Here is a 20,749-nt window from a genome sequence, read left to right as displayed (position 1 = left end):
TGACTCGCGACCTCGACGCCGTCAGAGTTCAGCTGACAGATCGCGACCTCGCCGTGCTGCAGTCGGTGTGGATGCATCGGGTGCTCACGGCCCGGCAGATTCAAAGGCTGCACTTTGGTGAGCTATCGCCGGTGAGCGGTCTGGCCATCGGGCAGCGGGCGCTCCGCAAGCTACGTGCGCTGCGGGTACTTGGGGTAGCCCATTACCGGCGCGGACGGCACCGGGGGCGGCCGGAACTGGTGTACTACGTCGATGCCGTGGGCGATCGGCTGCTACGGGCCGACAGCGGCCGAAAACAGCGCTACCAGTGGCACGAGCCCACTGCCCGGTATCTAGAGCATCGGCTGGCCGTTGCCGACGTCCATACCGCTCTCGTGGAAACCGACCGCCGCGGTGCGCTCGAACTTGTGCACTGCGAGGTCGAACCAGCTTCCTGGCGACGGTATCTCCGACTGAGCAGTTTGGTGATGCTGAAGCCGGACCTCTCCATCGAAACCACCGCTGAGCCCGGCAGCGCCTACGTGGACGGGTGGTTTGTAGAGGTAGACCTGGGCACCGAGAGCATTCCGACCCTGCTCCGCAAATGCCATGACTACCAAGCATATTGGCGGAGTGGAGCCGAACAGGATGACGACGGCGACGGCTTTCCCCTTGTGGTGTGGAGCCTGGCCCACAAAGACCCAGCTGCCCTCCAGCGCCGCCGCGAGCAGCTGAACACGGCCATCCAGAAAGACCCGCAGCTCGACCCCGAGCTATTCCGAATTGTCCACTCGGACAGCTTTATTCACCTCGTCCAGAAAGGGGGCGGTCTATGACCCCACCCATCACCACTCGTCGCTACCGAACCATCCTCGCCGATCCGCCATGGGACAAGTACCAAGTCGGCAAACTCGGTGCCAACCAACACTATCCGCTGATGTCGCTCGACCGAATCAAAGCGTTGCCGGTGGCGGATCTCGCCGAAGACAATGCGCACCTGTGGCTTTGGTGCACCAATGCCACGCTGCGGGACGGCTACGACGTGATGGAAGCCTGGGCCTTCACGCCGCGCTCCATCTTGACGTGGATCAAGCCCCGCATCCAGCTCGGGCAGTACCTCCGAAATGCCACCGAGCAGTTGCTGTTTGGCACCCGGGGGCGCGCCCCGGTCAACTACCGCTCCCAACCGACGTGGATGTTCGCGCCCTTGCAGGACCACAGTCACAAGCCCGAAGAACAGTTCGCCATTATTGAGAGGGTAAGCAGCGGACCGTATTTGGAGCTGTTCGCACGACGGCCACAGCCGGGCTGGGATGCCTGGGGCAACGAAATCGACTCCGACATCACAATTCCCGGCTACCCGGTGCCCTCGGACCACAAATTCAGAGCAGGCGGGGCAGCATGACGATGGCACGCATCACTGTTCGGGCCGGGCCTTAAGTTCACGGCCTTGGAGTCCCTCCTCGGTAGTCCGCGGCTGGTCATCTGAGCGCCATCCGGCACTCACCAGTCGCGTCCCTACCGAGGAGGTAGACCGCCATGTCCCAACCGGACAACGACTCCATCCGCAAGACCATGGCTATTCGGGTAGACCCCGACATCCATGCGGAACTGAGCTTGATAGCTCAGCTCCGTGGCAACACGCTGGCAGATGAACATTTGCAAGCGGTGCTCAAGCACATTGAGCGCGCCAGGGAAGAAACCGACCTTGCGGAGCGCGCTGAAGAGGCCATAGCCGAGATCGAGCGCGAGGCGGCAATCCGACGTGACGCCATCAACCGGCTGCGCAACCGTCCCGCAGCGACACCTACCCCGGGTGCCGAAGCAGACAGCAGCGCGGAACCGCCGGCTTCTCCCCAGAAGCGAACGCGGCGCAGTAGCGATCCGTCGGACAAGGGCTGATCCCCGATAGCAGTTCGCCGCCTCAATAGGCACGGGCTGCGCTGAGAGGGTTCAGCCGCCGTGGGATATCGGAGCTTCGGCAGGCAGGGCCGTGGTAAGCGGCCACCACCGTTTGCCTGGCCCTCCTGCCGGACTTCGAGCCCACCGAGATCAGGGATACAAATAACCGCCGAAATTAAAAGCCAGAAAAGAAAGTGTTGTAAAAAGGGAGAAAGTAATTGCGAATTCGCAAGAAAGGAGTTATGGTCGGTTTACTAAAGTAGTAAACGAAAAGTTAATAAACGGGAGAACTACGCTATGGCTAGACGATCGGACATTAAACCCAGCAAGCTCGGCATATTCCTTAAAGAGTGGCGAGAAACGCGCGGCATTGGCGGGCAAGCCATTGCCAATCGCGCCGGATTACCGGCGTCGGCCATCACGAGGATCGAGAATGGGGAACACACCAACCCGTCACCGCGCACCTTAGCAGCCATCGCCGCCGCACTCGATATTCCAGTGCTCGACCTCTTGATCGAGGCAGGCGTGGTCCCAAGAGGTGAACTCCCCAACCTGAAAACCTATCTCAAGGCGAAGTACGACCTGACTGAAGGTGCCGCCGAAGAGGTTGAGGGCTTCCTGACGCAAATCGGCATCACTTGCCGCCCCGAACCGAGCGACCCTACAAAAAGCCCAAACAAACGACCCGCATCCCCCAAACGATCATCTCGTGGAGAAGAAAGGAACACCATATCGAGCACCTAACACTAACGAACAGGAGGGAAAAGAAACAATGCAGCTTTTATATAAACTCACCAGGCCCGGTCCCCCTAACCACCGTCGAGGCGTCATCACCTCGCTCCGCGGCTTGGCTCCAAAACGATCTGTCACCTGCGAGGAATCGATCAGGATCACCGAACGGCAAGCCGACCTGATGGTCAAACGGGCCACTCAACTCGGTGGGCCGCTCCTGCCGGTATCCGAAAAGGCGCTGTCGCAGACGGCGCGAATTCGCGTCGAATACACCAACCAGCGGGTCACCGGGTACCACGTATGGGACAAACGCCGCCGCCAATGGCTGATCCAGCTGTCTGCCTCCGCCTCACAAGCCGAGCAGCGCGTCGCCTTGGCCATCGAGTTCAAATCAATCCTCGACACCGGCCGCCTCCGTCACCTTTACACCAGCAGCTACGTCGACATCCTGGAGCAGGCCGACCGGGCTGGAATCCATTTCGCTGCTTGCTTCTTCGTCCCCGTCCACCTCCTGAAACACGCTTGGAGTCAAGGCATCCGCACCGTCACCGGGTTGGCCCGGCTGTTCGACGTCAGCGAGGACATCATCCGGCTGCGGCTGTGGACCACCGGACTGAAACCGAAACGCGCACACCAGAACCCGCTGCCTTGCGGCTACTTCTCTACCGAACGGAGCTTCGCATGAACGAAACTCATCACCTACCAGCGAGCAGTGACCAAGCCGTCCTGTTCATCTCCACCGCGCGGGGGGTGGAACCGCCATCAGCAGCCATCGCCGAGCAGCGTCAGGCTGGCCAGGGGATAGCTGCCGAACATGGGCTGTCTATTGTGCGGGAATTCATCGAGTTCGGCGCACCCGCCACCAGCCCGCATCAGCGGCCCGCCCTCCAGCGCATGCTGAATTACCTTGCGGCGCATCCGACTGTCGGCTTCGCGATTTTGCCGGGCCTGCACCGCTTCGCTCGTACCATCGACCACTTCCGCGACCTGCAGCAGCGATTCCGTAACCTGAGCGTCCGAATCATGCTGCCCAGTGGTGAGTACTCCGAGCCAGGCAGCGATGCGGTTGTCTGCTTAGCCGCCGCCTTTGAGGAGAGTGCGACAACGGACGATCGTCGCGCTGGGCGCGGGCGACGCCATCACAGTGCCCGGCGCATGGCCTCCGCCGCGGCTGCGGCGGGTACTGGGGAGACAGATAGATGACTGTCGATACCAGAGTCGATGTCACCGGGCTCGACCTAGCCGTGTCCTACCTACGAGTATCGAGTAAGAAGCAGATGGACACTGCTCGCGATATCGATCCGGACGGCAATTCCATTGCCACGCAACGGATTCACGTCGACCGCAAGGCAGGTAACCTCGGCGCCCGCATTGCCAAGGAGTTCCTCGACCCGGGCATCTCGGCCAAATCCATCGAAAAGCGCCGTGAGTTCCAAGAGTTGATCGAGTACCTGAAAGAGCACCGGGAGGTCAAGTACGTCATCGTCTACGCCCGCTCGCGCGCCTTCCGCAACTACGTCGATGCTGCCCTCACCAAACGCCTCCTCGACAAGCTGGGGGTAAAACTCGTCTCTTCCCGCGAAGACTTCGGCGACGGCATCTACGCCGAGATGATGGAAGCCGTTACCGACATCTTCAACGACATGCAGAACAAGCTGTCGGGTGAAGACGTACGTATAAAGTTGCAGAACAAGGCAATCAACGGTGGCACCATCGGCCAGGCCCGTATTGGCTATCTGAACACCCGCACCCTCTTCGAGGGCCGCATGGTCAAAACCGTCGAACTCGATGCAAAACGTGCTCCCCTGATCAGGGAAGCGTTCGAACTGTACGCCACTGGCGACTACACCACCGAGCGCCTTGAAGCCGTCATGGCCGACCGGGGCCTCACCACCCGCGCCAGCGCCCAACACCCCGTCGAGAAGCCAATACCCCATAAAACCTGGCAACGGATACTGCGCCACCCGTACTACGCCGGATGGCTCCTGTACAAAGGCAACCTCTACCCAGGTCGGCACGAACCCATCGTCAGCCAAGAACTGTTCGACAAGGTCCAAGACTTGCTGGATCTGAGGAGCGCCAAGGGCAATCGAGAACGCATCCACAGCTACCACCTCAAGGGCATGCTGTTCTGCGCCCGGTGCCGCCAGGCAGGCCGCACCTCACGGTTCGTCTTCACCCGAGTCACCAGCCGCACCGGCAAGAAGTACGACTATTTCATCTGCCGGGCACGTCAGGATGGCCTCTGCGATCTGCCCCATCTGCGCACCGACCTGGTCGAACACGCCATTACCGACCACTACCACACGCTGCAGCTACCACCCGATTTCATCGAAACCATCCGTACGCAGCTGGACACCGCCATCCATGACGAACAAACCAGCGTCCGTGCCCTGCACGCCAGCCTGAAGGACAAGCTCAAGCGCCTCGACGAACAAGAGAGCAACCTCATCGACCTGGCCGCCGATGGCTCGCTCCCGCAGGGCAAGATCCGATCCAAGCTGAACCACATCCAGGTTCAGCGCGCCAAAGCCCAAGCGGGCCTCGTGAATACCACCGAGCAACTTGAGGTCGGCGCCGCCGTCCTGCACGATGCCTTGGAACTCCTCCGTGATCCCGCCGACGCATACGCCAATGCCCCGGATTCAGTACGGCGAACGCTCAACCAAGCCTTCTACGAGCGCTTCTACCTCGATCACCTCGAAGTGGTTGACGACCAGAAGAAGCCCCTGTTTGCCGAACTACATGCCGCCAAGCAGGCTCACCAGCAGCATGCTCCCACCCTGTCCGGCATCATGCTGGCCACCGGCCGGGCCGAACACGCCTCACGTGGGGCCACAGGCGGGCCAAAGCCCGGCATGCGGGACATGGAGGCCACCGTGGCGAAGTGGGGCACACACGGCCCCAGAAACGCCGAAAGCCTCCCATATAGAGAGGCTTCACCTGAAACTACCAACGCCAATACCGACCAACTGCGCCTCTCCGACCTGTTTGTCCCTTCGGTCGGGGGTTTGAGTACGGGCTTGATGGTGGGACGGGTGGGGCTCGAACCCACGACCAGCGGATTATGAGTCCGCGGCTCTAACCGACTGAGCTACCGTCCCCCGACCGCAGCGCACGTGTGCGGGCGTGATGCATGGTACCGGGTCGGGCGTGTCTGCACCTAGTCGGATCGCCGGATAGGGTTGGGCCCGGGGGCGACCGGACGGGAGGATCGGCATGGCGGATCTGTTCACGAACGTGCTGCGCGGGCATCAGTGGCTGTACGAGAAGTCCGGCGGGCTGGTCGGACACCGGTTGCTGTTCGGGAATCCGACGCTGCTGCTGCGGACGGTGGGCCGCAAGACGGGGCAGGCGCGCACCAGTGCGCTGACCTACGCGCAGGACGGCAAGGACTATCTGGTGACCGCGTCCAACGGCGGCTCGCCGCGGCCGCCCGGGTGGCTGGCGAATCTGAAGGCGAAGCCCGACTGCGAAATCCAGGTGGGCCGACAGCGGATCCCCGTGACCGCGCGGGCGACCTACCCGGACGACCCGGACTACGCGCGCCGATGGACGCTGGTCGACAAGGTCAATGCGGGCCGATACACCCAGTACCAGAACAAGACCCGGCGGCCGATCGCCGTAGTGGTATTGAGCCCGCGGTAGGCCGATCCGGCCGGGCGCCCCGTCGTGGCGGCACCCGGCCCAGGCGTCACACAGTCAGGATCGTGCGGCCCACGGCCTGCCGCGCCTCGATGGCGGCATGGGCCTCGGCCGCCCGATCCAGCGGGAAGGTCTGGCCGACAATCACTTCCAGGTCCCCCTCGGCCGCCGCGACCAGTGCACGCGCCCCGAGCGCATCCCAGTCGGTATCGGACCCGGTGATAGCCATCAGGTCGAGCACGGTAATGCCCTGCCCGGCGGCGTATTCGGTGTCCAGCTCCGCGAATCCGCCTGCGGCGTTGCCGTATCCGAGGAACCGTCCCCCGGACGCCGTGGAGCCGAGCGCATTCCGGCCGATCTCCCCGCCCGCACCGTCGAGCACCACGGCCACCCCCGCCCCGCCGGTCAGTTCCAGCACCTGGTCGGCCCATCCGGGCTCCTCGTAGTCCACGACCTCGGCGGCACCCAGTCGGCGCGCCAGGGCGAGTTTGGTGTCCCCGTGCGCCGCACCGATCACCGTCACCCCGGCCGACCGCGCCAACTGGACCAGCAGCGTGCCCACGCCACCACCGGCCGCGGTGATCAGCACCGGCTCCCCCGGCCGCAGGTTCGCGAGTTGCGCCACGGCCATCGCCGTCGTGCCGTCGTGCACCAGCGCGGCCGCGGTCACCGGATCCAGCCCGGCGGGCAGTTCGGCCAGCGTCTGCTCCTTCGCCAGGGCCCGCTCCGCATATCCGCCGATGGGCAGTCCGCCGCCGATCGCACTGGCCGCCGTCGAACTTGCCACCCGTTTGCCGATCCAACCCGGATCGACCCCGTCTCCCACCGCCGACACCACACCGGCGACCGCGCCGCCCGGCACGTACGGCACCTGCAGCGGGAAGAAATCGGTACCCCATCCCGCGCGCAACCGGGCGTCGAGAAACATCACGTCCGCCGCGGCGACGTCGATCACGACCTCGCCGGTCCCGGCCACCGGGTCCGGCGCCTCGCCCGGCACCAGCACATCCGGCCCGCCGAACGACTTCGCTTCCACCACTCGCATCCTCGACCACGTCCTTCGCTTCTCATCGGGTGATGCCCCAAGCCTGATACCTGAAGAATGGTTTAGGTCAAGCGGAGGTCTCCGCGGCATGCCGACAGGGTTGCGGATTGGTGATCGAGCAATAACTTCGCTACCCTGATTGTCGAGGGGAGTACTTCCCAAGCGTCATGCCGGTCAGTACGGATTCCGCCATCGGAATCCCCGGGTGACCACCCGAGTCGGGTGAAGGAGACCTCGGGTGTTCCGCCATGCCCGAGGAGACCATGTGAGCCCCAACCCGACAATTCTCGCAGCCCCCGCCATCGAGTCCATCGGCTCGCCGTGGCTGTGGGCCGCGACCATCGCCGGGGTGCTGGCGCTGCTGGCCCTCGACTTCGTCGTCACCCGCAAGCCACACGAGGTGTCGATGCGGGAGGCGGTCGGGTGGACGATCTTCTACCTGGCGCTACCGGTCCTCTTCGGCCTCGGCGTCTGGGCCGCCTACGGCGGCACGCCCGCCACCGAATTCTTCACGGGATATCTGCTGGAGAAGTCGCTGTCGGTCGACAACCTCTTCGTATTCATGCTGCTCCTGGCGGCCTTCGCGGTGCCGGCGGCGCTGGCGCAGCGGGTACTGCTGTTCGGCATCGTCGGCGCGCTGGTGCTGCGTGGCATCTTCATCGCCCTGGGCGCGGCCGCGCTGGCCTCGCTGGACTGGGCGTTCCTGTTGTTCGGCGCGATCCTGCTGGTCACGGCGGCGAAGCTGCTGAAGGACGCGGTCGGCGGGCACGACCAGGAGGTCGACATCTCGCGCATGCGGTCGGTGCGCCTGATCCGCAAGCTGATGCCGGTCACCGACGACTACCACGGCACCAAGATGACGGTGCGCGAGGCGGGGAAGCGCGCCCTGACGCCGCTGGCGCTGGTGGTGACGGCCGTGATGGCCACCGATGTGGTGTTCGCGGTCGACTCCGTACCCGCGGTGTACGGCGTCACCGGCGACCCCTACCTGGTGTTCGCCACCAACGCCTTCGCGCTGCTGGGCCTGCGCGCGCTGTACTTCGTGCTGCAGGCGGCGCTGTCACGCCTGGTGCACCTGTCCTACGGCCTGGCGGTCATCCTGGCCTTCATCGGCGTCAAGCTGGTGCTGCACTGGGCGCACGAGAGCTGGGACTGGGTTCCTGAGGTCCCGACCCTGGCCTCGCTGGGCGTGATCGTCGTGGTGCTCGCGGTGGTGACGCTCACCAGCCTGCGGGCGACGCGGGGGTCGGGCGAGGACTCCTCCCCCACACCCGCTTCCACGCCGTAGCTCAGTCTCCGGCCCTCGGCCTCCGGCGGCGCCACGGCATCTCGGGGCGCTCCCCGCGCAGGTATGCCAGCAGGCGCGGGATGCCGGCCATCAGCAGCAGCGGCGCACCGGCGACGAGGAATACGACCAGAGAGGCGCCGATCAGCCCGAATCCACTCTCCATACCCCAGCATGCGCCGCAACGGCATACCGGCGCCAGCAGGAAGATCGGGGCCGATCCCGGTTGCCCGGACGTGCCCGATGGCCATACTGGGAACCGTGCTGTTACAACGGTTTCGCCGCGTCGGTCCCGCTCGGATGCACCAGGCAGTCGATGATCTGCAACTGCCGGAGGCGGTGTTCAAGACCTGCCCGTGGCAGCCGCGCGAGCTGGTGGAGACCGGGCTGCGCCAATGGTTGCGGTGCTGCGGTGCGGCCATGCGCGACGACCAGGTGATCGGGATGCCGTCGCACGCGGTCGACGAGGCCTGGCACGGGCTGATCCTGTGCACCAGCCGGTATGCCCGCTTCTGCCGGGCCGCCTACGGCCGCTTCCTGCACCACTTCCCGGAGGGCGACGGCTCCGGCGGCGATTCCGGTGATTCGATGGCCACCCAGCTCGGCCGCACCGTGGTCGCCTGGTCGATGGTCGCCCGGCCCGGCGAGGAGTGCGTGCTGTGGGACCTCGACGCCAGGGTGGGTGTCGACCGGCCGTGGGGAATCCCGCGCGAACGCGTCGATATCATCGAATCGTCCTTGCGCACAGCGACTTCCCGCTGACCCTCGATCAGCAGCCGCCACCGCCGCCACCACCTCCGCAACCACCGCCTCCTCCGCCGCCACCACAGCCGCCGCCACCGCCCCCGCCGGAATCGCCGCCGCCACTACCGGAATCGCACCCACCACCGGAATCGCCGCCGCCGCTGTAGCCACCCGACATATCGCCGCCGTAGTAGCCGACCCCGGTGCTACCGGAATTGCCGTAGCCCCAGCGATTCCGGCGACGCGTAGGTTGGTTGGCCGCCCGCACCATGACCACGACGCACACGCAGAACAGGGCGATGACCACCAGCGTTGTCACAATCTCCATGCCGGGGACCCTAGCGGTCCGACCCTAAAGGCCCCCTTAACATTTGGTTGTAGCGGACGTAGCGCGGTAGGACCTGTCTTAGATCGAAGAATTCGCCTACGTCAGCTTGACGCGGGCGGCGAAGAAGCGAGCCACGGCGGGAGCCAAGCGGTTGAAGTGGTACTGCAGGTGCGCCTCCGGCGTCACCGGGACCACCGCGCGGTCGCGTTCCACCGCGCGCACGATCTGCGTGGCGACCTTCTCCGGGCCGTAGCTGCGCATCCGGTAGAGGTTGTCGTACTTGGCCTGCTTGCGGGCCTCCTCCTCGGCGGACACACCCGAGAACTTGGTCGTGGCCACGATATTGGTGTGCACGATGCCGGGGCAGATGGTGTGCACGGCGATGCCCTTGCCCGCCAGTTCCGCACGCAGGCAGTCGGAGAACATGAACACCGCCGACTTGCTGGTCGAGTACGCGCTGAAGCCGCGCTGCGGCGTGTAGGCGGCCATGCTCGACAGATTGACGATATGCCCGCCCAGCCCGCGCTCGGCCATGGCGGCGCCGAAGGTGCGGCAGCCGTTGATCACGCCGCCCAGATTGACCCGCAGCACCCGGTCGAATTCGCTTGCGCTGGTAGCGAAGAAGTCGCCCGCCTGACCGATTCCCGCGTTGTTCACCAGGACGTCGGGCACCCCGTGCGCGGCCAGCACGGCAGCGGCGTGCTCGGCCACGGCGGTCTCGTCCGAGACGTCGAGCGCGTAGGCGTGCGCGACACCCCCTGCGGCCGTGACGAGTTCGGCGGACTCCTTGGCCGCGTCCAGATTGATATCCGACAGCACCAGCTCGGCGCCGCGGCGCGCGAACTCCAGTGCGGTCTCGCGACCGATCCCGCTCCCGCCGCCGGTGATCACCACCAGCTGGTCCTCGAAGGGCCGCCGCTCCCGGCCCACCTCGGCCCGCCGCAGCGAGCGCGGCGCCGCGCTGCCGCCGATCGAATCGGCGAGTTCGGTAGTGGCCGTCGCCAGCAGCTCCGGGTGCGAGAAGGGCAGCCAGTGGCCGCCGCCGACCTCGCGCCGCCACAGCCGCGCGGTCCACTTCTTCGAGTCGTCGTAGCCCGCCGGGCGCACCGCCACGTCGCGGCGCGCGATGATCAGCTGCACCGGCACCTCGGTGCGGCGCTCGCGGGCGTTGAGCAGGCGCTGCAGGATGTTGGCGCGGTAGATCCGCATCCCGTCGAAGAAATCCTCCCGGAAGGTCGGGCCCAATTTCACGTTCTCCGGGGCGGTTTCGTTCATCAGCCCGACGAAACGCTGCCACACCGTCGCCGCCGACAGCGGCCGCAGCAGCACGCGCGGCACTCCCGGCGTCATGAACAGGAAGGTGTACCCGGACGACAGCAGCTGCGTGAACGGCCCCCAGGCGGCGCCGCGAGACAGCCTGCTGCGCATCCACTTTCCCATGTGATCGAGGTTGGGCCCCGATACCGAGGTGAACGAGGCGATCCGCGCCTCGGCCTGCGGCTCGCACACCGCCTCCCACATCTGCACCGAACCCCAGTCGTGGGCGAGCACATGCACGGGTCTGCCGGGGCTGACCGCCTCGGCGACCGCGAAGAAGTCCGCCGCGAACCGATCCAGGCGATAGTCCTCGGTGCGGCGGGTGCGGGTGGACCGGCCGTGCCCGCGGGTGTCGTAGGCGACGACATGGAACCGCTTCGCGAGCAACGGGATCACCCGATCCCACAGATGGTGGTCGTCGGGCCAGCCGTGCACCAGCACCACGGTGTCGGCACTCGGCTCGCCGTATTCGTAGACGGCGAGCTCGAATTCGCCGCTGCGGACGGTCCGCTCCACGTCCGGGACGGGAATCTGTTCGGTCACGATGTTCTCCTTCGGCACTTCTTCGTGCGGGTAGCGGACTGTCGAGAGCCCGGGGCTCTAGAGGTCCAGCACCAAACGTTCACCGGCGCAGCGGGATACGCAGATCAGCATTTCGCCGTCGGCCCGCTCGTCCGGGGTGAGCACAGCATCCCGATGATCCACTGTCCCAGACAATACCCGGACCTTACAAGTGCGGCAGAACCCCTGCCGACACGAATACGCCACATCGGGACGGACCTTCAGCACTTCCTCCAGCGCCGACCGGTCCGCCGCGACCTCGACCACCTCGCCGGTGCGGGCCAGCTCGACCGCGAAGGGCGTGCCGTCGACCACGGGCGGCGCGGAGAACCGCTCGGAGTGCAGCTCCACACCGGGCAGATCGCGCACGGCGGCGGCGATGGCGCTGGTCATCGGCACCGGGCCGCAGCAGTACACGGCGGTCTCGGGCCCGGGACCCGGGAGCAGGTCCGCGGCCGTGGGCAGTCCGTACTCGTCGTCGGTGCGCACGGTCACCCGGCCGCCGAAGCTCTCGATCTCGTCGAGGAACGGGATGGTGTCGCGGCTGCGCCCGGCGTACACCATCGACCAGTCCACACCGAGCCGGTGCGCCATCCGCACCATCGGCAGGATCGGGGTGATACCGATGCCGCCCGCGACGAAATGCACCCTGGCGGCGTCGGATCCGTGACCGGGCAGCACGAACGGGAAGGCGTTGCGCGGTCCGCGGACGGTCACCCGGCTGCCGGTCGGCAGGGCCTCGTGCACCTCCAGGGAGCCGCCGCCCCCGTCGGGAATGCGGCGCACCGCGATCCGGTAGCTGTGCCGGTCGGCCGGATCTCCGCACAGCGAGTACTGGCGGAGTTTTCCGGAGGGCAGCTCCAGGTCCAGGTGGGCGCCGGGCCGCCAGGGCGGCAGTTCGCGGCCGTCGGGCGCGATGAGCTGCAGGCTGATCACGTCGGTGTCGTGCGCCTCCACGCGGCGCTCCACCACCATGAGCGCCAGCCGCCGGTCGTCCACGTGCCCGGCCGGATCCTTGCGGTTGACCAGCGTCGTCCAGCGCAACCGGGACTCGGCCAGGGTGTGGAACACCCGGATCGCCCGGTCCGGCCGCTGCTTTCCGTACAGGTCGGCCGGCGGCTGCGCCGGCACGGGCCGCCGAGTGGTCACGAGGCCATCGCCCGCGCGGCCGGCGACTTGGCCAGGTACGCCACGGCCTGGGCGGTCGAACCCACCGATTCCGGGGTGTAACCGGGCTGGAACACCGTCAGCGCGCTCCACAGCAGCGAGGGAACGCCCGGCAGCGCGCCGCGCCACATGGAGCCGAAGACCTTCATGACGAGGCGCGGGTAGCGCATATCCGGAAGCGAAGGATCCTGTCGCACAAGGTATTTCGTCCCGCGCAGCACCAGGGAGATGAAGATGGGGAACACCACCAGCATCAGCGCGCAGCGCCGGAGGTAGCCGACATCGAAGTATTCGGCGACCTCGTAGGCGACGAAGCGGTGCTCGACCTCCTCGGCGCCGTGCCAGCGGAACAGGTCGAGGGTGTTCGGGTCGGCGTCGAACTGCTCGAGGTCGGCGTTGAGCACCCAGTCGCCGAGGTAGGCGAAGAAGTGCTCGAGGGTGGCGATGAATCCGAGGCGCTCGACCAGCGCCTGGAACTCCTTGCGCGCGTTCTGGCCCTCGCGCGGGCCGAGCGTCTTGCGGAAGAGGAACTCCATCTGCCGCACATAGGGCTCGACGTCGATCCCGTGCGCCGTCAGCACCTCGTCCAGCACGCCGTTGTGGGTCTCGGCGTGCATGGACTCCTGGCCGATGAATCCGAGCATCTGCTCGCGCAGCTTCTCGTCCTTGACCAGCGGCAGAGCCTCGGAGAACGTCTGGCAGAACATGCGCTCACCCTCGGGGAGCAGCAGGTTCAGCGCGTTGATCAGGTGCGAGGCGATGGGCTCGGCCGCCATCCAGTGCAGCGGGGTGTTCCGCCAATCGAACTGCACGTTCCGGGCCTGCAGAGCCACCTCGCCAGGATCGATCGTCTCGTGGCGCGCCCGAAAGGGAAGTAGCTTCATCGGTACTCCTGGTGTGTTCCGTCCCGGCAGTCGGTGCCGTTGCTTCATGAACGTAGCAACAGTGTACATATAACTGCGACCGAGAGTTACACCTAGTGTTCCGGCTCAGCGCGTGTTCGAACGGCGCATGCTCGAACTCAGCGCTTGGTCATCGGGCGGCTGAGCTTCTCACCATCGGCATCGATGGTCGTCGCCCGGGTGAAGACGTGCCCGGGTTCGACCAGATCGGTCAGGACGATGCGGACAGGCTCGGTGACGAAGTGCCCGGCGGCGCAGTTCGGCTCGCAGGTGTTGAGATGCTGGATGCCGTCGCCCTCGGCCTTGTCCGGCCCCCACGAGGTCCACGCGATCTGCTCGACCCGCAGGCCCAGGTCGGCGCAGGCGAGGATGAGCTTCGACGGGCGCACGGCGGGCTTGTTGAACGAGCAGTCGATCACCTCCGGGGCCGGGTTCGCCGCGGGCGACTGGCCGACCGGCTGCGGACCGCCGGAATCCGACCCGCAACCCGCGATCGCCAGCACCGCCGACACCACCGCCACACCGGCGAGCCGTCCGCGGCCTGCATATCTACCCGTCATCCGCACACCCCGCACATCGTCCAGCCCGTTCACCGTCGCCGACGTTATCCGCCGGTCCGACCGGATGATGACCCATCCGCGCCGGTTTCGCACGCGGCACGCGCAACAGTGCGCGCACCGGGTCGACGACCTGCGCCGATACATCCGGGGCGACACCCGGCACCACATCACCCGCCACCACATCCGAATTTCCGGCGCGCTTTTGGCCGGAATCCATCACGGGCCGGAGTGGATCCCGGCTAAAAGCATGCCGGGAATGAGGAGAGGACTTGCATGCCGGGAATGAGGAGTGGACTTGCATGCCGGGAATGAGGAGAGCGCACCTGCACGCCGGGAATGAGGAGAGCGGACCTGCACGCCGGGAACGAGGAGGACCCGCACGCCGGGAATGAGGTGGGCCGATCAGGCCGGGTCTTCCCGGTTTCGCGACCACTCCCAGATCGGGTGCAGGGCCTCGGCGAGTTCTCGACCGGCCGGAGTCAGTTCGTGGGCCTTGTCGGGGCGTTTCGTCGCCAGGCCCGCGGCCTGCAGGTGCTGTAAGCGCAAGGACAGCATGCTCGAGGAGCAGTTGTCCATGCGGCGGCGCAACTCCAGGAAGCCGAGCGGACCCGGCTCCAGCTCCCACAGCACGCGCAGCATCCAGCGCTGGCCGAGCAGGTCCATCACCGCGTAGGTCGGCGGGTCCGCCGGTCGCGCCGCCCCGGTCCGTCTTGCACTTCTCATTTCGAACTACCATAGTGATTCTGAAATAGAAGCGATCGAGTGGGAGTACATGGTGGGTTCGCAGCGAATCGCGGTGGTGACCGGGGCGTCTCGCGGCATCGGCGCACAGACGGCGCGGGTGCTGGCGGAACGCGGCGACCACGTGGTGCTCAACTACCGCGAGAAGCGCAGGCGCGCAGAGCAACTCGCCGCCGAGATCACCGAATCCGGTGGCAGCGCGTCGATCGCCGGGGCGGACGTATCGGACGAGGCGTCGGCGCGGGCGTTCATCGATCAGGTGGCGGGCGACTTCGGCCGCCTGGATGTGCTGGTGCTCAACGCCTCCGGCGGGCTCGAACACGGAGCCGCACCGGACTATCCGATGGCTATCAACAGGGACGCGCAGGTGCGCCTGGTGCGACTGGCGTTGCCGCACATGCCCGCCGGGGCCCGCATCGTGTTCGTCACCAGCCATCAGGCGCATTTTCACGGCCGCAAGCCGGTGCCCGAGGCCTATGCGCCGATCGCCGCGAGCAAGCGGGCCGGTGAGGACGCCCTGCGCGCCCTGATCCCCGAATTCGATTCGCGCGGTATCGGTTTCACGGTGGTGTCGGGCGATATGATCGACGGCACCATCATCGTCCGGCTGCTGCAGCGCCGAGATCCCGATGCCGTCGCCGCCCGTGCCGAACACGGGCCGCTGCCCACGGTCGAGGAGTTCGCCACCGCGGTCGCCGATGCCACCAGCGCTCCGGCCGACAGCGGGCACACCGTCTACATCGGTGGCGACGACTACCTCACCTCGGCCTAGTACTCGGTCAGTCCGGCCATGCCGGGTGGCGCTTCTCCAGGAATGCGGCCATTCCCTCACGGGCGCCGGGCAATTGGGAGGCCGCGGCCATGACCTCGACGGCTATGGCGTAGGCGTCGGCCTCGGGGCGGTCCAGCTGGGCGTAGAGGGTGCGCTTGCCGAGAGCCTTGCTCGCGCGGCTGCCGCGCGTGGCGCGGCCCAGCAGATCGTCGACCGCGGTGTCCAGATCCGCGTCGGCGACCACGCGGTTGACCAGACCCCACTGCTCGGCGGTCCGGGCGTCGATCGGGTCACCGGTCAGTGCCAGCTCCATCAGGCGTTTCCGGCCGACCGCGCGGGCCACGGGCACCGCCGGCGTGTGGCAGAACCACCCGCCCTTGCCGCCGGGCAGCGCGAAACCCGCCGACTCGGCGGCGACGGCGAGATCGCAGGACGCCACCAGCTGGCAACCGGCGGCCGTCGCCAGTCCGTGCACCCGGGCCACGACGACCTGCGGCACCGCCTCCATGGTCGACATCAGCTCGGTGCACAGCGTCAGCAACTCCCGCACCTCGAGCATGAAGCGCGCCGCCACGTCGGCGAAGTCGTGGCCGGCGCAGAACACCGGCCCGTTGGCACCCAGCACGATCCCGGTGGCGTCGCTGTCCCCGGCTTCCCGGAATGCGGACAGCAACTCGGTCAGGTGCTCGGCCGACAGCGTGTTGCGCCGATCCGGCCGATTCATGGTGATCCGGACGGTGTCGCCGTCCCGCGCGACGAGCAGATGCTGGTAGTCCACAGCTGTCATGGTGTCCACGGTAGCCCCGCGCGGCGACTCGGATACCGGGCCCGCGGCGGCGACGACCTTCGACGCTCCGGAGCAGGTCGGCCTCGACGGTTCCGCCGAACTGGATATCCCGTGTACGGCCGGTGCGACGGATTGGGGTGCCGGGCGAAGGCCGTTATCCTGCACAGGGTGTCGGCGGAGCAACGAATGGCGGCCAATCCGCAGGTGATCGGGACGGCGGCGCACAGCCGGTGGGCCGACCACGCACGCCTGCGCGGAGCGGTACGCAGGGCGACGCTGCCTGGCGGGCAGCAGGTGTGGGTCGTTGCGGGCTATGACGAGGTCGCCGCGCTGCTCGCCGATCCGCGGCTGAGTCTGGACAAGCGGCATTCGGGCGGCGGATACGCGGGATTCGCGCTGCCGCCCGCGCTGGACCGCAACCTGCTGAATATGGATGGCGCCGAACACATTCGGGTGCGGCGCCTGGCCGCGCCGGCATTCTCCCGGCGATCCGCGGAGACGCTGCGCACGCTGGTGTCGCGGATCGCCGAGACCGCGTTCGCCGCGCTGCCCGGCGGCAGCGATCCGGTCGATATCCTCGCGCACCTCTGTGTTCCGGTCCCGGCCGTGATGATCGGCGAACTGCTGGGCGTACCCGAGGCCATGCACGACCGCCTCCGCGCGGCCGCGGACGCCATGGTCACCCTCGACACGGCGTCTCCGGATTCTCTGCGGCGGCTGCAAGCCGCGATCGGATGGATGGTCGCCGCCTTCACCGAACTCGTCCACGCCAAGCGCGAGTCGCCGGGTGACGACCTGCTCAGCGTCTGGATCCGGGCCCGCGACGAGGACGACCGGCTGACCGAGGACGAGCTGGTCTCGCTGGCATTCCTGATGATGCTCGCCGGTCTGGAGAACGCGGTGCACCTGTGCGGCAACATCATTGCCGCCGCCCTCACCTCGACCCCGATTCACGATTGGGCGGCCCAGCGGAAGGTGTTGACGGAGAACGCGAATCCGGCGCCGTTCGCGATCCGGCGTTTCGCGACCGACGAGCTGAGCATCGGCGCGACCACGGTTTCCCGGGGCGAGACCGTCCTGCTGTCGCTGTTCGGCGCCGATTCCGACCCGGCCCGCGGCGCCCGCCCGAGCCTGATGTTCGGCCGGGGCCCGCACTACTGTCTGGGCGCCCAGGTCGGTGCGCTGATCGTGGACGCCGTGGTGCCGCGGTTGTTCACGCGGTACCCGAAGGCCCGGTTGGCGGTCGCGGAAACCGAACTGCGATACCGAGATTCGTGGCGATCACATGGTCTGGCCACGCTGCCGGTGATATTGAACCCCTGAGCACCCGCCATTCGGCACCGCATCCCATTTCCGGCATGCATTTGGCCGGAATCTACCGCTGCCAGCCCAGATCCCGGCCAAAAGCATGCCGGGATGACGAGGGCGATACCCTGCGGGGAATTGTTCGGGGATCGGCGGCCGCGAATGCTGGTGGCGTGAACGATATTCGGTATGGATTACTGCTTCCCGGTGGGCAGGCTCAGCTCGAGGCCGGAGGCTCGGCGCGGGGGCTGCTCGATCTGGTGGTGCGCGCGGAGCGGCTGGGGTTCGATTCGGTGTGGGTGGGCGATTCACTGCTGCGGGCGCGGGTGGAACCGCTGACGATGCTCGCCGCGGCCGCTTCGGTCACCGAACGCATCACCCTGGGGACCGCCGCGCTGATCCCGGCCTACCGCAATCCGGTGCAGGCCGCGCTGACGCTGGCCTCGCTGGATCTGTTGTCGCAGGGGCGGCTGACGCTCGGCGTGGGTGCCGGGTTCCCGGGCATCAGCGAGCCGGAGTTCGAACTGTCCGGGGTGCGGTTCAAGACCCGGTTCTCGCAGCTGGACGACACCGTGCGGCTGTGGCGGCGGCTGTGGTCCGGAAACTCGGATTCGTTCCACGGCAAGGTTTTGCGGTACGAGTGGCTGCCCGAGGTACCGAAGCCGCACCGGCCCGGCGGTCCACCGCTGTGGCTGGCCGGAATCACTCCGGCCGCCCTCGCACGCACCGGGCGGCTGTACGACGGCTGGCTCCCCTACCCGCCCGACGTCGCCGACTACGCGGCCGGGCTGAACACGATCCGTGACGCGGCCACGACGGCCGAGCGTCCCGAGAACTCGGTCACCCCGGCGCTTTTCGCCACCGTGTACATCGACGACGACGCCGAGCGCGGACGGGCCGCGCTGGAAAAATACTGCGAGGCGACGTATGGCATGCCGCTGGAGACCGTGGGAAACATCCAGGTGATGCTGACCGGCACCGCGGAACAGGTTGCCGCACAACTGGACAAGTACGTGTGGGCGGGAGCGCGGCACGTGCTGATTCGCATCGCGGCCGTCGCGCCCGCGGATTTCACAGCGCAGCTCGACCGCGTCACCGCACTGCTCCCTCGGTAACGCAACAACCAGCGACATTTCCGGTGCGCCGGCAATAACAGGGCGCAGTCGCACGCCCGAGACACCGGGGGCAGCGATGGATGGTGGACCGTTTCCGCTCAGGCCGACTGTTCCTTATGCCCGGCCCCGCGCGGCAGCGGGTCCATCAGGACCGGGCCGTCCGGGCCGCCGGTGAAGGAGATCTGCGGGCGAATCGGCTTGTCGTCGTGGGGATTCAGTTCCACCCGCTGTGCCATGGTCGCGAGCACCAGCACGGCCTCCATATTGGCGAAGCCGTAGGCCACGCACATCCGCTTTCCGGCGCCGAACGGCAGCGAGGCGTGCTTCTGGGCGGGCTCGAGGTTCTCGGGCAGGTAGCGCGTCGGGTCGAATTCTCCTGGCCTGTCCCAGATTCGTTCGTTGTGGTGGGCCCCGTGCAGGATGATCGCGATCGTGGTGCCCGCCGCGATCGGGTACCCGCCCAGCTCATCGTCGCCGATCGCCACCCGCGCCAGGCCGATGACCGGCGGATACACCCGCATGGTCTCCGCGACAACGGCTTTCGTCCACACCAGCCGATCGACATCCGCCGCGGTGGGAGCGCGGCCGCCCAGCACGGTGTCGAGTTCGTCGTAGAGCCGCCGCCGGACCTCGGGATTGCGGCCGAGCAGATGCCACGCCCACGCCAGTGCCGTTGCGGTCGTTTCCATTCCGGCGCCGATGAAGGTCATCAGCTCGTCGCGGATCTCCTGATCGGTGTACGCGTAGCCGGTTTCGGGGTCACGCGCATCCATCAGCAACGCCAGCAGGTTGTCCTTGCGGGTGATCCGCCCGCTGCGATGGTCGGCGATCAGCCCGTCGATCACGCGCTCGACGTGCCGCAGATCGCGCATCGCACGCGGCGCGAAGACCCAGCTGATGGCCCGCATCACCCGCATCGGCAGCCGCGGGTTCTCGGCCGACTCCGGATTCGGCCCGTGCCGCAGCACCCATGTCGACGCGGCGTGGATCGGGCGGCTCAGGTTGGTCATGAAGCCGATCCCGAAGTACCGCAGCAGCACCGACAGCCGCACCTGCGTCATCGGGCCGGACAGATCCGTACCGAACATGGTGCGGGCGACGACATCCAATGTCACCCGGTTCATTTCGGCGTTGATATCGATCGGATCCCCGGCGCGGCTCAGTTCGGCGATCCGGTCGACGGCGGCCTCGGCGGCCTCGGCCATGGGGCCCGCGAACTGATCGACATTGCGCTTGCCGAAGACGGGCTGCACCAGCCGCCGGTTGCGCATCCAGCGCTGGTTGTCCAGGTCGGTGACAAGACCGCGGCCGAACGCCACCGCCAGCATGTCGTATTCGGCGCTCTTGGTGTAGTTGTTCTGATTCGACACCAGCACGTGCCGGGCCAGCTCCGGGCTCCGCACGACCACGAACTTCAGGAACGGCATCCGCGCGACCAGCACGTCGTCCTGGCCGGGCAGCTGACTCAAATACTCGACAATGGTGTGGTCACGGACCCGCGGCAGCGTTCGCAACGCCAGCTTCCACGACTGCCACCAGGTCACGTCCGTGCCGTGCCAGCGGATGAATGTCGGCAATCGGCGGGGCGGATGCAATACCGCACTGCCGGTCTCGGTGGTTCTGCGCGCCGCGAACGCCATGGCTCCTATGCCTCCCGAACTGGGTGTTTGCCAGCCGCACCCAGGGTTCAGTGTACAGATGTGCACCGAATTGGCAATGCTTCGCGAGCGGCTGTCTGGTACGGCCGCGACGCCTCGCACGGCCACCGCCGAGAGCCGCAGCCACACCACGGGATTCGGGTAATCGACTACTCGCGAGTACGGCGCCGCGCCGGTTCACAGTGGGAGGGTCACGTCCCGTTG

Annotated in this window: 23 protein-coding genes, 1 tRNA gene and 1 pseudogene; 13 read left to right on the top strand and 12 right to left on the bottom strand. The window is 66.9% G+C overall.

Annotation, left to right across the window (positions count from 1 at the left end; translation table 11 throughout):
* Positions 1–53: 53 nt before the first annotated feature.
* The 7 genes and pseudogenes from NM1_RS08100 to NM1_RS44595 all read left to right on the top strand — a co-directional run.
* The gene (locus tag NM1_RS08100) at positions 54–815 is read left to right on the top strand and encodes a replication-relaxation family protein (protein WP_084519265.1); all 762 of its coding nucleotides are present in this window, start codon (positions 54–56) and stop codon (positions 813–815) included.
* Entirely contained in the window at positions 812–1,384 is a 573-nt protein-coding gene (locus NM1_RS08095; RefSeq protein WP_068015950.1) for an MT-A70 family methyltransferase, read from the top strand. Before NM1_RS08100 ends, NM1_RS08095 begins: the two co-directional genes overlap by 4 nt.
* Before the next feature lie 134 nt (positions 1,385–1,518).
* A complete protein-coding gene (locus tag NM1_RS40920) occupies positions 1,519–1,881 on the top strand; it encodes a hypothetical protein (RefSeq protein ID WP_084519264.1) in 363 nt (120 codons plus the stop codon).
* Positions 1,882–2,178: 297 nt separating this feature from the next.
* Positions 2,179–2,625 (top strand): helix-turn-helix domain-containing protein, encoded by a 447-nt coding sequence (locus NM1_RS40915; protein WP_084519263.1) that lies wholly within the window; start codon positions 2,179–2,181, stop codon positions 2,623–2,625.
* On the top strand, positions 2,591–3,298 hold the full coding sequence (locus NM1_RS08090) for an ImmA/IrrE family metallo-endopeptidase (protein WP_147288850.1): 708 nt from the start codon (positions 2,591–2,593) through the stop codon (positions 3,296–3,298). Before NM1_RS40915 ends, NM1_RS08090 begins: the two co-directional genes overlap by 35 nt.
* A complete protein-coding gene (locus tag NM1_RS08085) occupies positions 3,295–3,816 on the top strand; it encodes a recombinase family protein (protein WP_068015944.1) in 522 nt (173 codons plus the stop codon). Before NM1_RS08090 ends, NM1_RS08085 begins: the two co-directional genes overlap by 4 nt.
* Positions 3,813–4,904, top strand: a pseudogene (locus NM1_RS44595) (recombinase family protein); the annotation flags it as partial. The gene NM1_RS08085 and the pseudogene NM1_RS44595, both read left to right, overlap by 4 nt.
* A 24-nt stretch (positions 4,905–4,928) precedes the next feature.
* Here NM1_RS44595 and NM1_RS43825 read toward each other — a convergent pair.
* On the bottom strand, positions 4,929–5,204 hold the full coding sequence (locus tag NM1_RS43825) for a hypothetical protein (protein WP_068015938.1): 276 nt from the start codon (positions 5,202–5,204) through the stop codon (positions 4,929–4,931).
* A 436-nt stretch (positions 5,205–5,640) separates the two neighbouring features.
* Positions 5,641–5,717 (bottom strand) — tRNA-Ile (locus NM1_RS08070).
* Between the two features lie 115 nt (positions 5,718–5,832).
* On the opposite strand from NM1_RS08070, the gene NM1_RS08065 reads away from it, so the two are divergent.
* The gene (locus NM1_RS08065; RefSeq protein ID WP_068015934.1) at positions 5,833–6,261 is read left to right on the top strand and encodes a nitroreductase family deazaflavin-dependent oxidoreductase; all 429 of its coding nucleotides are present in this window, start codon (positions 5,833–5,835) and stop codon (positions 6,259–6,261) included.
* 46 nt (positions 6,262–6,307) lie between these two features.
* Here the strand turns inward: NM1_RS08065 and NM1_RS08060 are convergent, their stop codons facing one another.
* A complete protein-coding gene (locus NM1_RS08060; protein WP_068015931.1) occupies positions 6,308–7,303 on the bottom strand; it encodes a zinc-binding dehydrogenase in 996 nt (331 codons plus the stop codon).
* A gap of 265 nt (positions 7,304–7,568) precedes the next feature.
* Between NM1_RS08060 and NM1_RS08055 the strand changes: the two genes are divergently transcribed.
* Positions 7,569–8,591 carry a TerC/Alx family metal homeostasis membrane protein gene (locus NM1_RS08055; protein WP_068015930.1) on the top strand — a complete coding sequence of 341 codons (1,023 nt, stop codon included), beginning with the start codon at positions 7,569–7,571 and terminating at the stop codon, positions 8,589–8,591.
* A 1-nt stretch (position 8,592) separates the two neighbouring features.
* On the opposite strand, the gene NM1_RS42025 is transcribed toward NM1_RS08055, so the two are convergent.
* The gene (locus tag NM1_RS42025; protein ID WP_157123868.1) at positions 8,593–8,754 is read right to left on the bottom strand and encodes a hypothetical protein; all 162 of its coding nucleotides are present in this window, start codon (positions 8,752–8,754) and stop codon (positions 8,593–8,595) included.
* Between the two features lie 134 nt (positions 8,755–8,888).
* Between NM1_RS42025 and NM1_RS08050 the strand changes: the two genes are divergently transcribed.
* On the top strand, positions 8,889–9,350 hold the full coding sequence (locus tag NM1_RS08050) for a UCP032817 domain-containing protein (protein ID WP_068015927.1): 462 nt from the start codon (positions 8,889–8,891) through the stop codon (positions 9,348–9,350).
* Positions 9,351–9,357: 7 nt separating this feature from the next.
* On the opposite strand, the gene NM1_RS42960 is transcribed toward NM1_RS08050, so the two are convergent.
* The 6 genes from NM1_RS42960 to NM1_RS08025 all read right to left on the bottom strand — a co-directional run bounded on the left by NM1_RS42960 (position 9,358) and on the right by NM1_RS08025 (position 14,890).
* Positions 9,358–9,660, bottom strand: coding sequence for a hypothetical protein (locus tag NM1_RS42960; protein WP_169814213.1), 303 nt, complete (start codon positions 9,658–9,660; stop codon positions 9,358–9,360).
* A gap of 96 nt (positions 9,661–9,756) precedes the next feature.
* Positions 9,757–11,520 carry an SDR family oxidoreductase gene (locus NM1_RS08045; protein WP_084519286.1) on the bottom strand — a complete coding sequence of 588 codons (1,764 nt, stop codon included), beginning with the start codon at positions 11,518–11,520 and terminating at the stop codon, positions 9,757–9,759.
* Between the two features lie 57 nt (positions 11,521–11,577).
* The gene (locus NM1_RS08040) at positions 11,578–12,687 is read right to left on the bottom strand and encodes a PDR/VanB family oxidoreductase (protein ID WP_068015922.1); all 1,110 of its coding nucleotides are present in this window, start codon (positions 12,685–12,687) and stop codon (positions 11,578–11,580) included.
* Positions 12,684–13,589: a metal-dependent hydrolase gene (locus tag NM1_RS08035; protein ID WP_068015920.1), complete on the bottom strand. Its 906-nt coding sequence runs from the start codon at positions 13,587–13,589 to the stop codon at positions 12,684–12,686. Before NM1_RS08035 ends, NM1_RS08040 begins: the two co-directional genes overlap by 4 nt.
* Positions 13,590–13,726: 137 nt before the next feature.
* Positions 13,727–14,167, bottom strand: coding sequence for a hypothetical protein (locus NM1_RS08030; RefSeq protein WP_147288851.1), 441 nt, complete (start codon positions 14,165–14,167; stop codon positions 13,727–13,729).
* 402 nt (positions 14,168–14,569) lie between these two features.
* Positions 14,570–14,890, bottom strand: a complete 321-nt coding sequence (locus NM1_RS08025) for a winged helix-turn-helix transcriptional regulator (protein WP_068015912.1) — start codon at positions 14,888–14,890, stop codon at positions 14,570–14,572.
* 52 nt (positions 14,891–14,942) lie between these two features.
* Here NM1_RS08025 and NM1_RS08020 point away from each other — a divergent pair, with 52 nt between their 5' ends.
* Positions 14,943–15,680, top strand: a complete 738-nt coding sequence (locus NM1_RS08020) for an SDR family oxidoreductase (protein ID WP_373864029.1) — start codon at positions 14,943–14,945, stop codon at positions 15,678–15,680.
* A gap of 7 nt (positions 15,681–15,687) precedes the next feature.
* On the opposite strand, the gene NM1_RS08015 is transcribed toward NM1_RS08020, so the two are convergent.
* The gene (locus NM1_RS08015) at positions 15,688–16,467 is read right to left on the bottom strand and encodes an enoyl-CoA hydratase-related protein (protein WP_068016240.1); all 780 of its coding nucleotides are present in this window, start codon (positions 16,465–16,467) and stop codon (positions 15,688–15,690) included.
* A gap of 186 nt (positions 16,468–16,653) precedes the next feature.
* On the opposite strand from NM1_RS08015, the gene NM1_RS08010 reads away from it, so the two are divergent.
* Both NM1_RS08010 and NM1_RS08005 read left to right on the top strand, forming a co-directional pair.
* Positions 16,654–17,790: a cytochrome P450 family protein gene (locus NM1_RS08010; RefSeq protein WP_068015884.1), complete on the top strand. Its 1,137-nt coding sequence runs from the start codon at positions 16,654–16,656 to the stop codon at positions 17,788–17,790.
* A gap of 155 nt (positions 17,791–17,945) precedes the next feature.
* Positions 17,946–18,887, top strand: a complete 942-nt coding sequence (locus NM1_RS08005; protein ID WP_211339324.1) for an LLM class flavin-dependent oxidoreductase — start codon at positions 17,946–17,948, stop codon at positions 18,885–18,887.
* Positions 18,888–18,985: 98 nt separating this feature from the next.
* Here the strand turns inward: NM1_RS08005 and NM1_RS08000 are convergent, their stop codons facing one another.
* Entirely contained in the window at positions 18,986–20,527 is a 1,542-nt protein-coding gene (locus NM1_RS08000; protein ID WP_068015883.1) for a cytochrome P450, read from the bottom strand.
* Between the last annotated feature and the right edge of the window lie 222 nt (positions 20,528–20,749).

The organism is Nocardia mexicana NBRC 108244 (genome assembly GCF_001613165.1).
Taxonomy (GTDB): Bacteria; Actinomycetota; Actinomycetes; order Mycobacteriales; family Mycobacteriaceae; genus Nocardia; species Nocardia mexicana.
The sequence above is the reverse complement of the archived record's forward strand: the minus strand, read 5'-3'. Positions and strand labels throughout refer to the sequence as shown.

What these genes read in the sequence shown, in the direction of transcription:
- NM1_RS08095 (WP_068015950.1), top strand. Translation starts at nt 812, where the DNA reads ATGACCCCACCCATCACCACTCGTCGCTACCGAACCATCCTCGCCGAT.
- NM1_RS40920 (WP_084519264.1), top strand. Translation starts at nt 1,519, where the DNA reads ATGTCCCAACCGGACAACGACTCCATCCGCAAGACCATGGCTATTCGG.
- NM1_RS40915 (WP_084519263.1), top strand. Translation starts at nt 2,179, where the DNA reads ATGGCTAGACGATCGGACATTAAACCCAGCAAGCTCGGCATATTCCTT.
- NM1_RS08085 (WP_068015944.1), top strand. Translation starts at nt 3,295, where the DNA reads ATGAACGAAACTCATCACCTACCAGCGAGCAGTGACCAAGCCGTCCTG.
- NM1_RS08065 (WP_068015934.1), top strand. Translation starts at nt 5,833, where the DNA reads ATGGCGGATCTGTTCACGAACGTGCTGCGCGGGCATCAGTGGCTGTAC.
- NM1_RS08060 (WP_068015931.1), bottom strand. Translation starts at nt 7,303, where the DNA reads ATGCGAGTGGTGGAAGCGAAGTCGTTCGGCGGGCCGGATGTGCTGGTG.
- NM1_RS42025 (WP_157123868.1), bottom strand. Translation starts at nt 8,754, where the DNA reads ATGGAGAGTGGATTCGGGCTGATCGGCGCCTCTCTGGTCGTATTCCTC.
- NM1_RS08050 (WP_068015927.1), top strand. Translation starts at nt 8,889, where the DNA reads ATGCACCAGGCAGTCGATGATCTGCAACTGCCGGAGGCGGTGTTCAAG.
- NM1_RS42960 (WP_169814213.1), bottom strand. Translation starts at nt 9,660, where the DNA reads ATGGAGATTGTGACAACGCTGGTGGTCATCGCCCTGTTCTGCGTGTGC.
- NM1_RS08035 (WP_068015920.1), bottom strand. Translation starts at nt 13,589, where the DNA reads ATGAAGCTACTTCCCTTTCGGGCGCGCCACGAGACGATCGATCCTGGC.
- NM1_RS08030 (WP_147288851.1), bottom strand. Translation starts at nt 14,167, where the DNA reads ATGACGGGTAGATATGCAGGCCGCGGACGGCTCGCCGGTGTGGCGGTG.
- NM1_RS08025 (WP_068015912.1), bottom strand. Translation starts at nt 14,890, where the DNA reads ATGAGAAGTGCAAGACGGACCGGGGCGGCGCGACCGGCGGACCCGCCG.
- NM1_RS08015 (WP_068016240.1), bottom strand. Translation starts at nt 16,467, where the DNA reads ATGACAGCTGTGGACTACCAGCATCTGCTCGTCGCGCGGGACGGCGAC.
- NM1_RS08010 (WP_068015884.1), top strand. Translation starts at nt 16,654, where the DNA reads ATGGCGGCCAATCCGCAGGTGATCGGGACGGCGGCGCACAGCCGGTGG.
- NM1_RS08000 (WP_068015883.1), bottom strand. Translation starts at nt 20,527, where the DNA reads ATGGCGTTCGCGGCGCGCAGAACCACCGAGACCGGCAGTGCGGTATTG.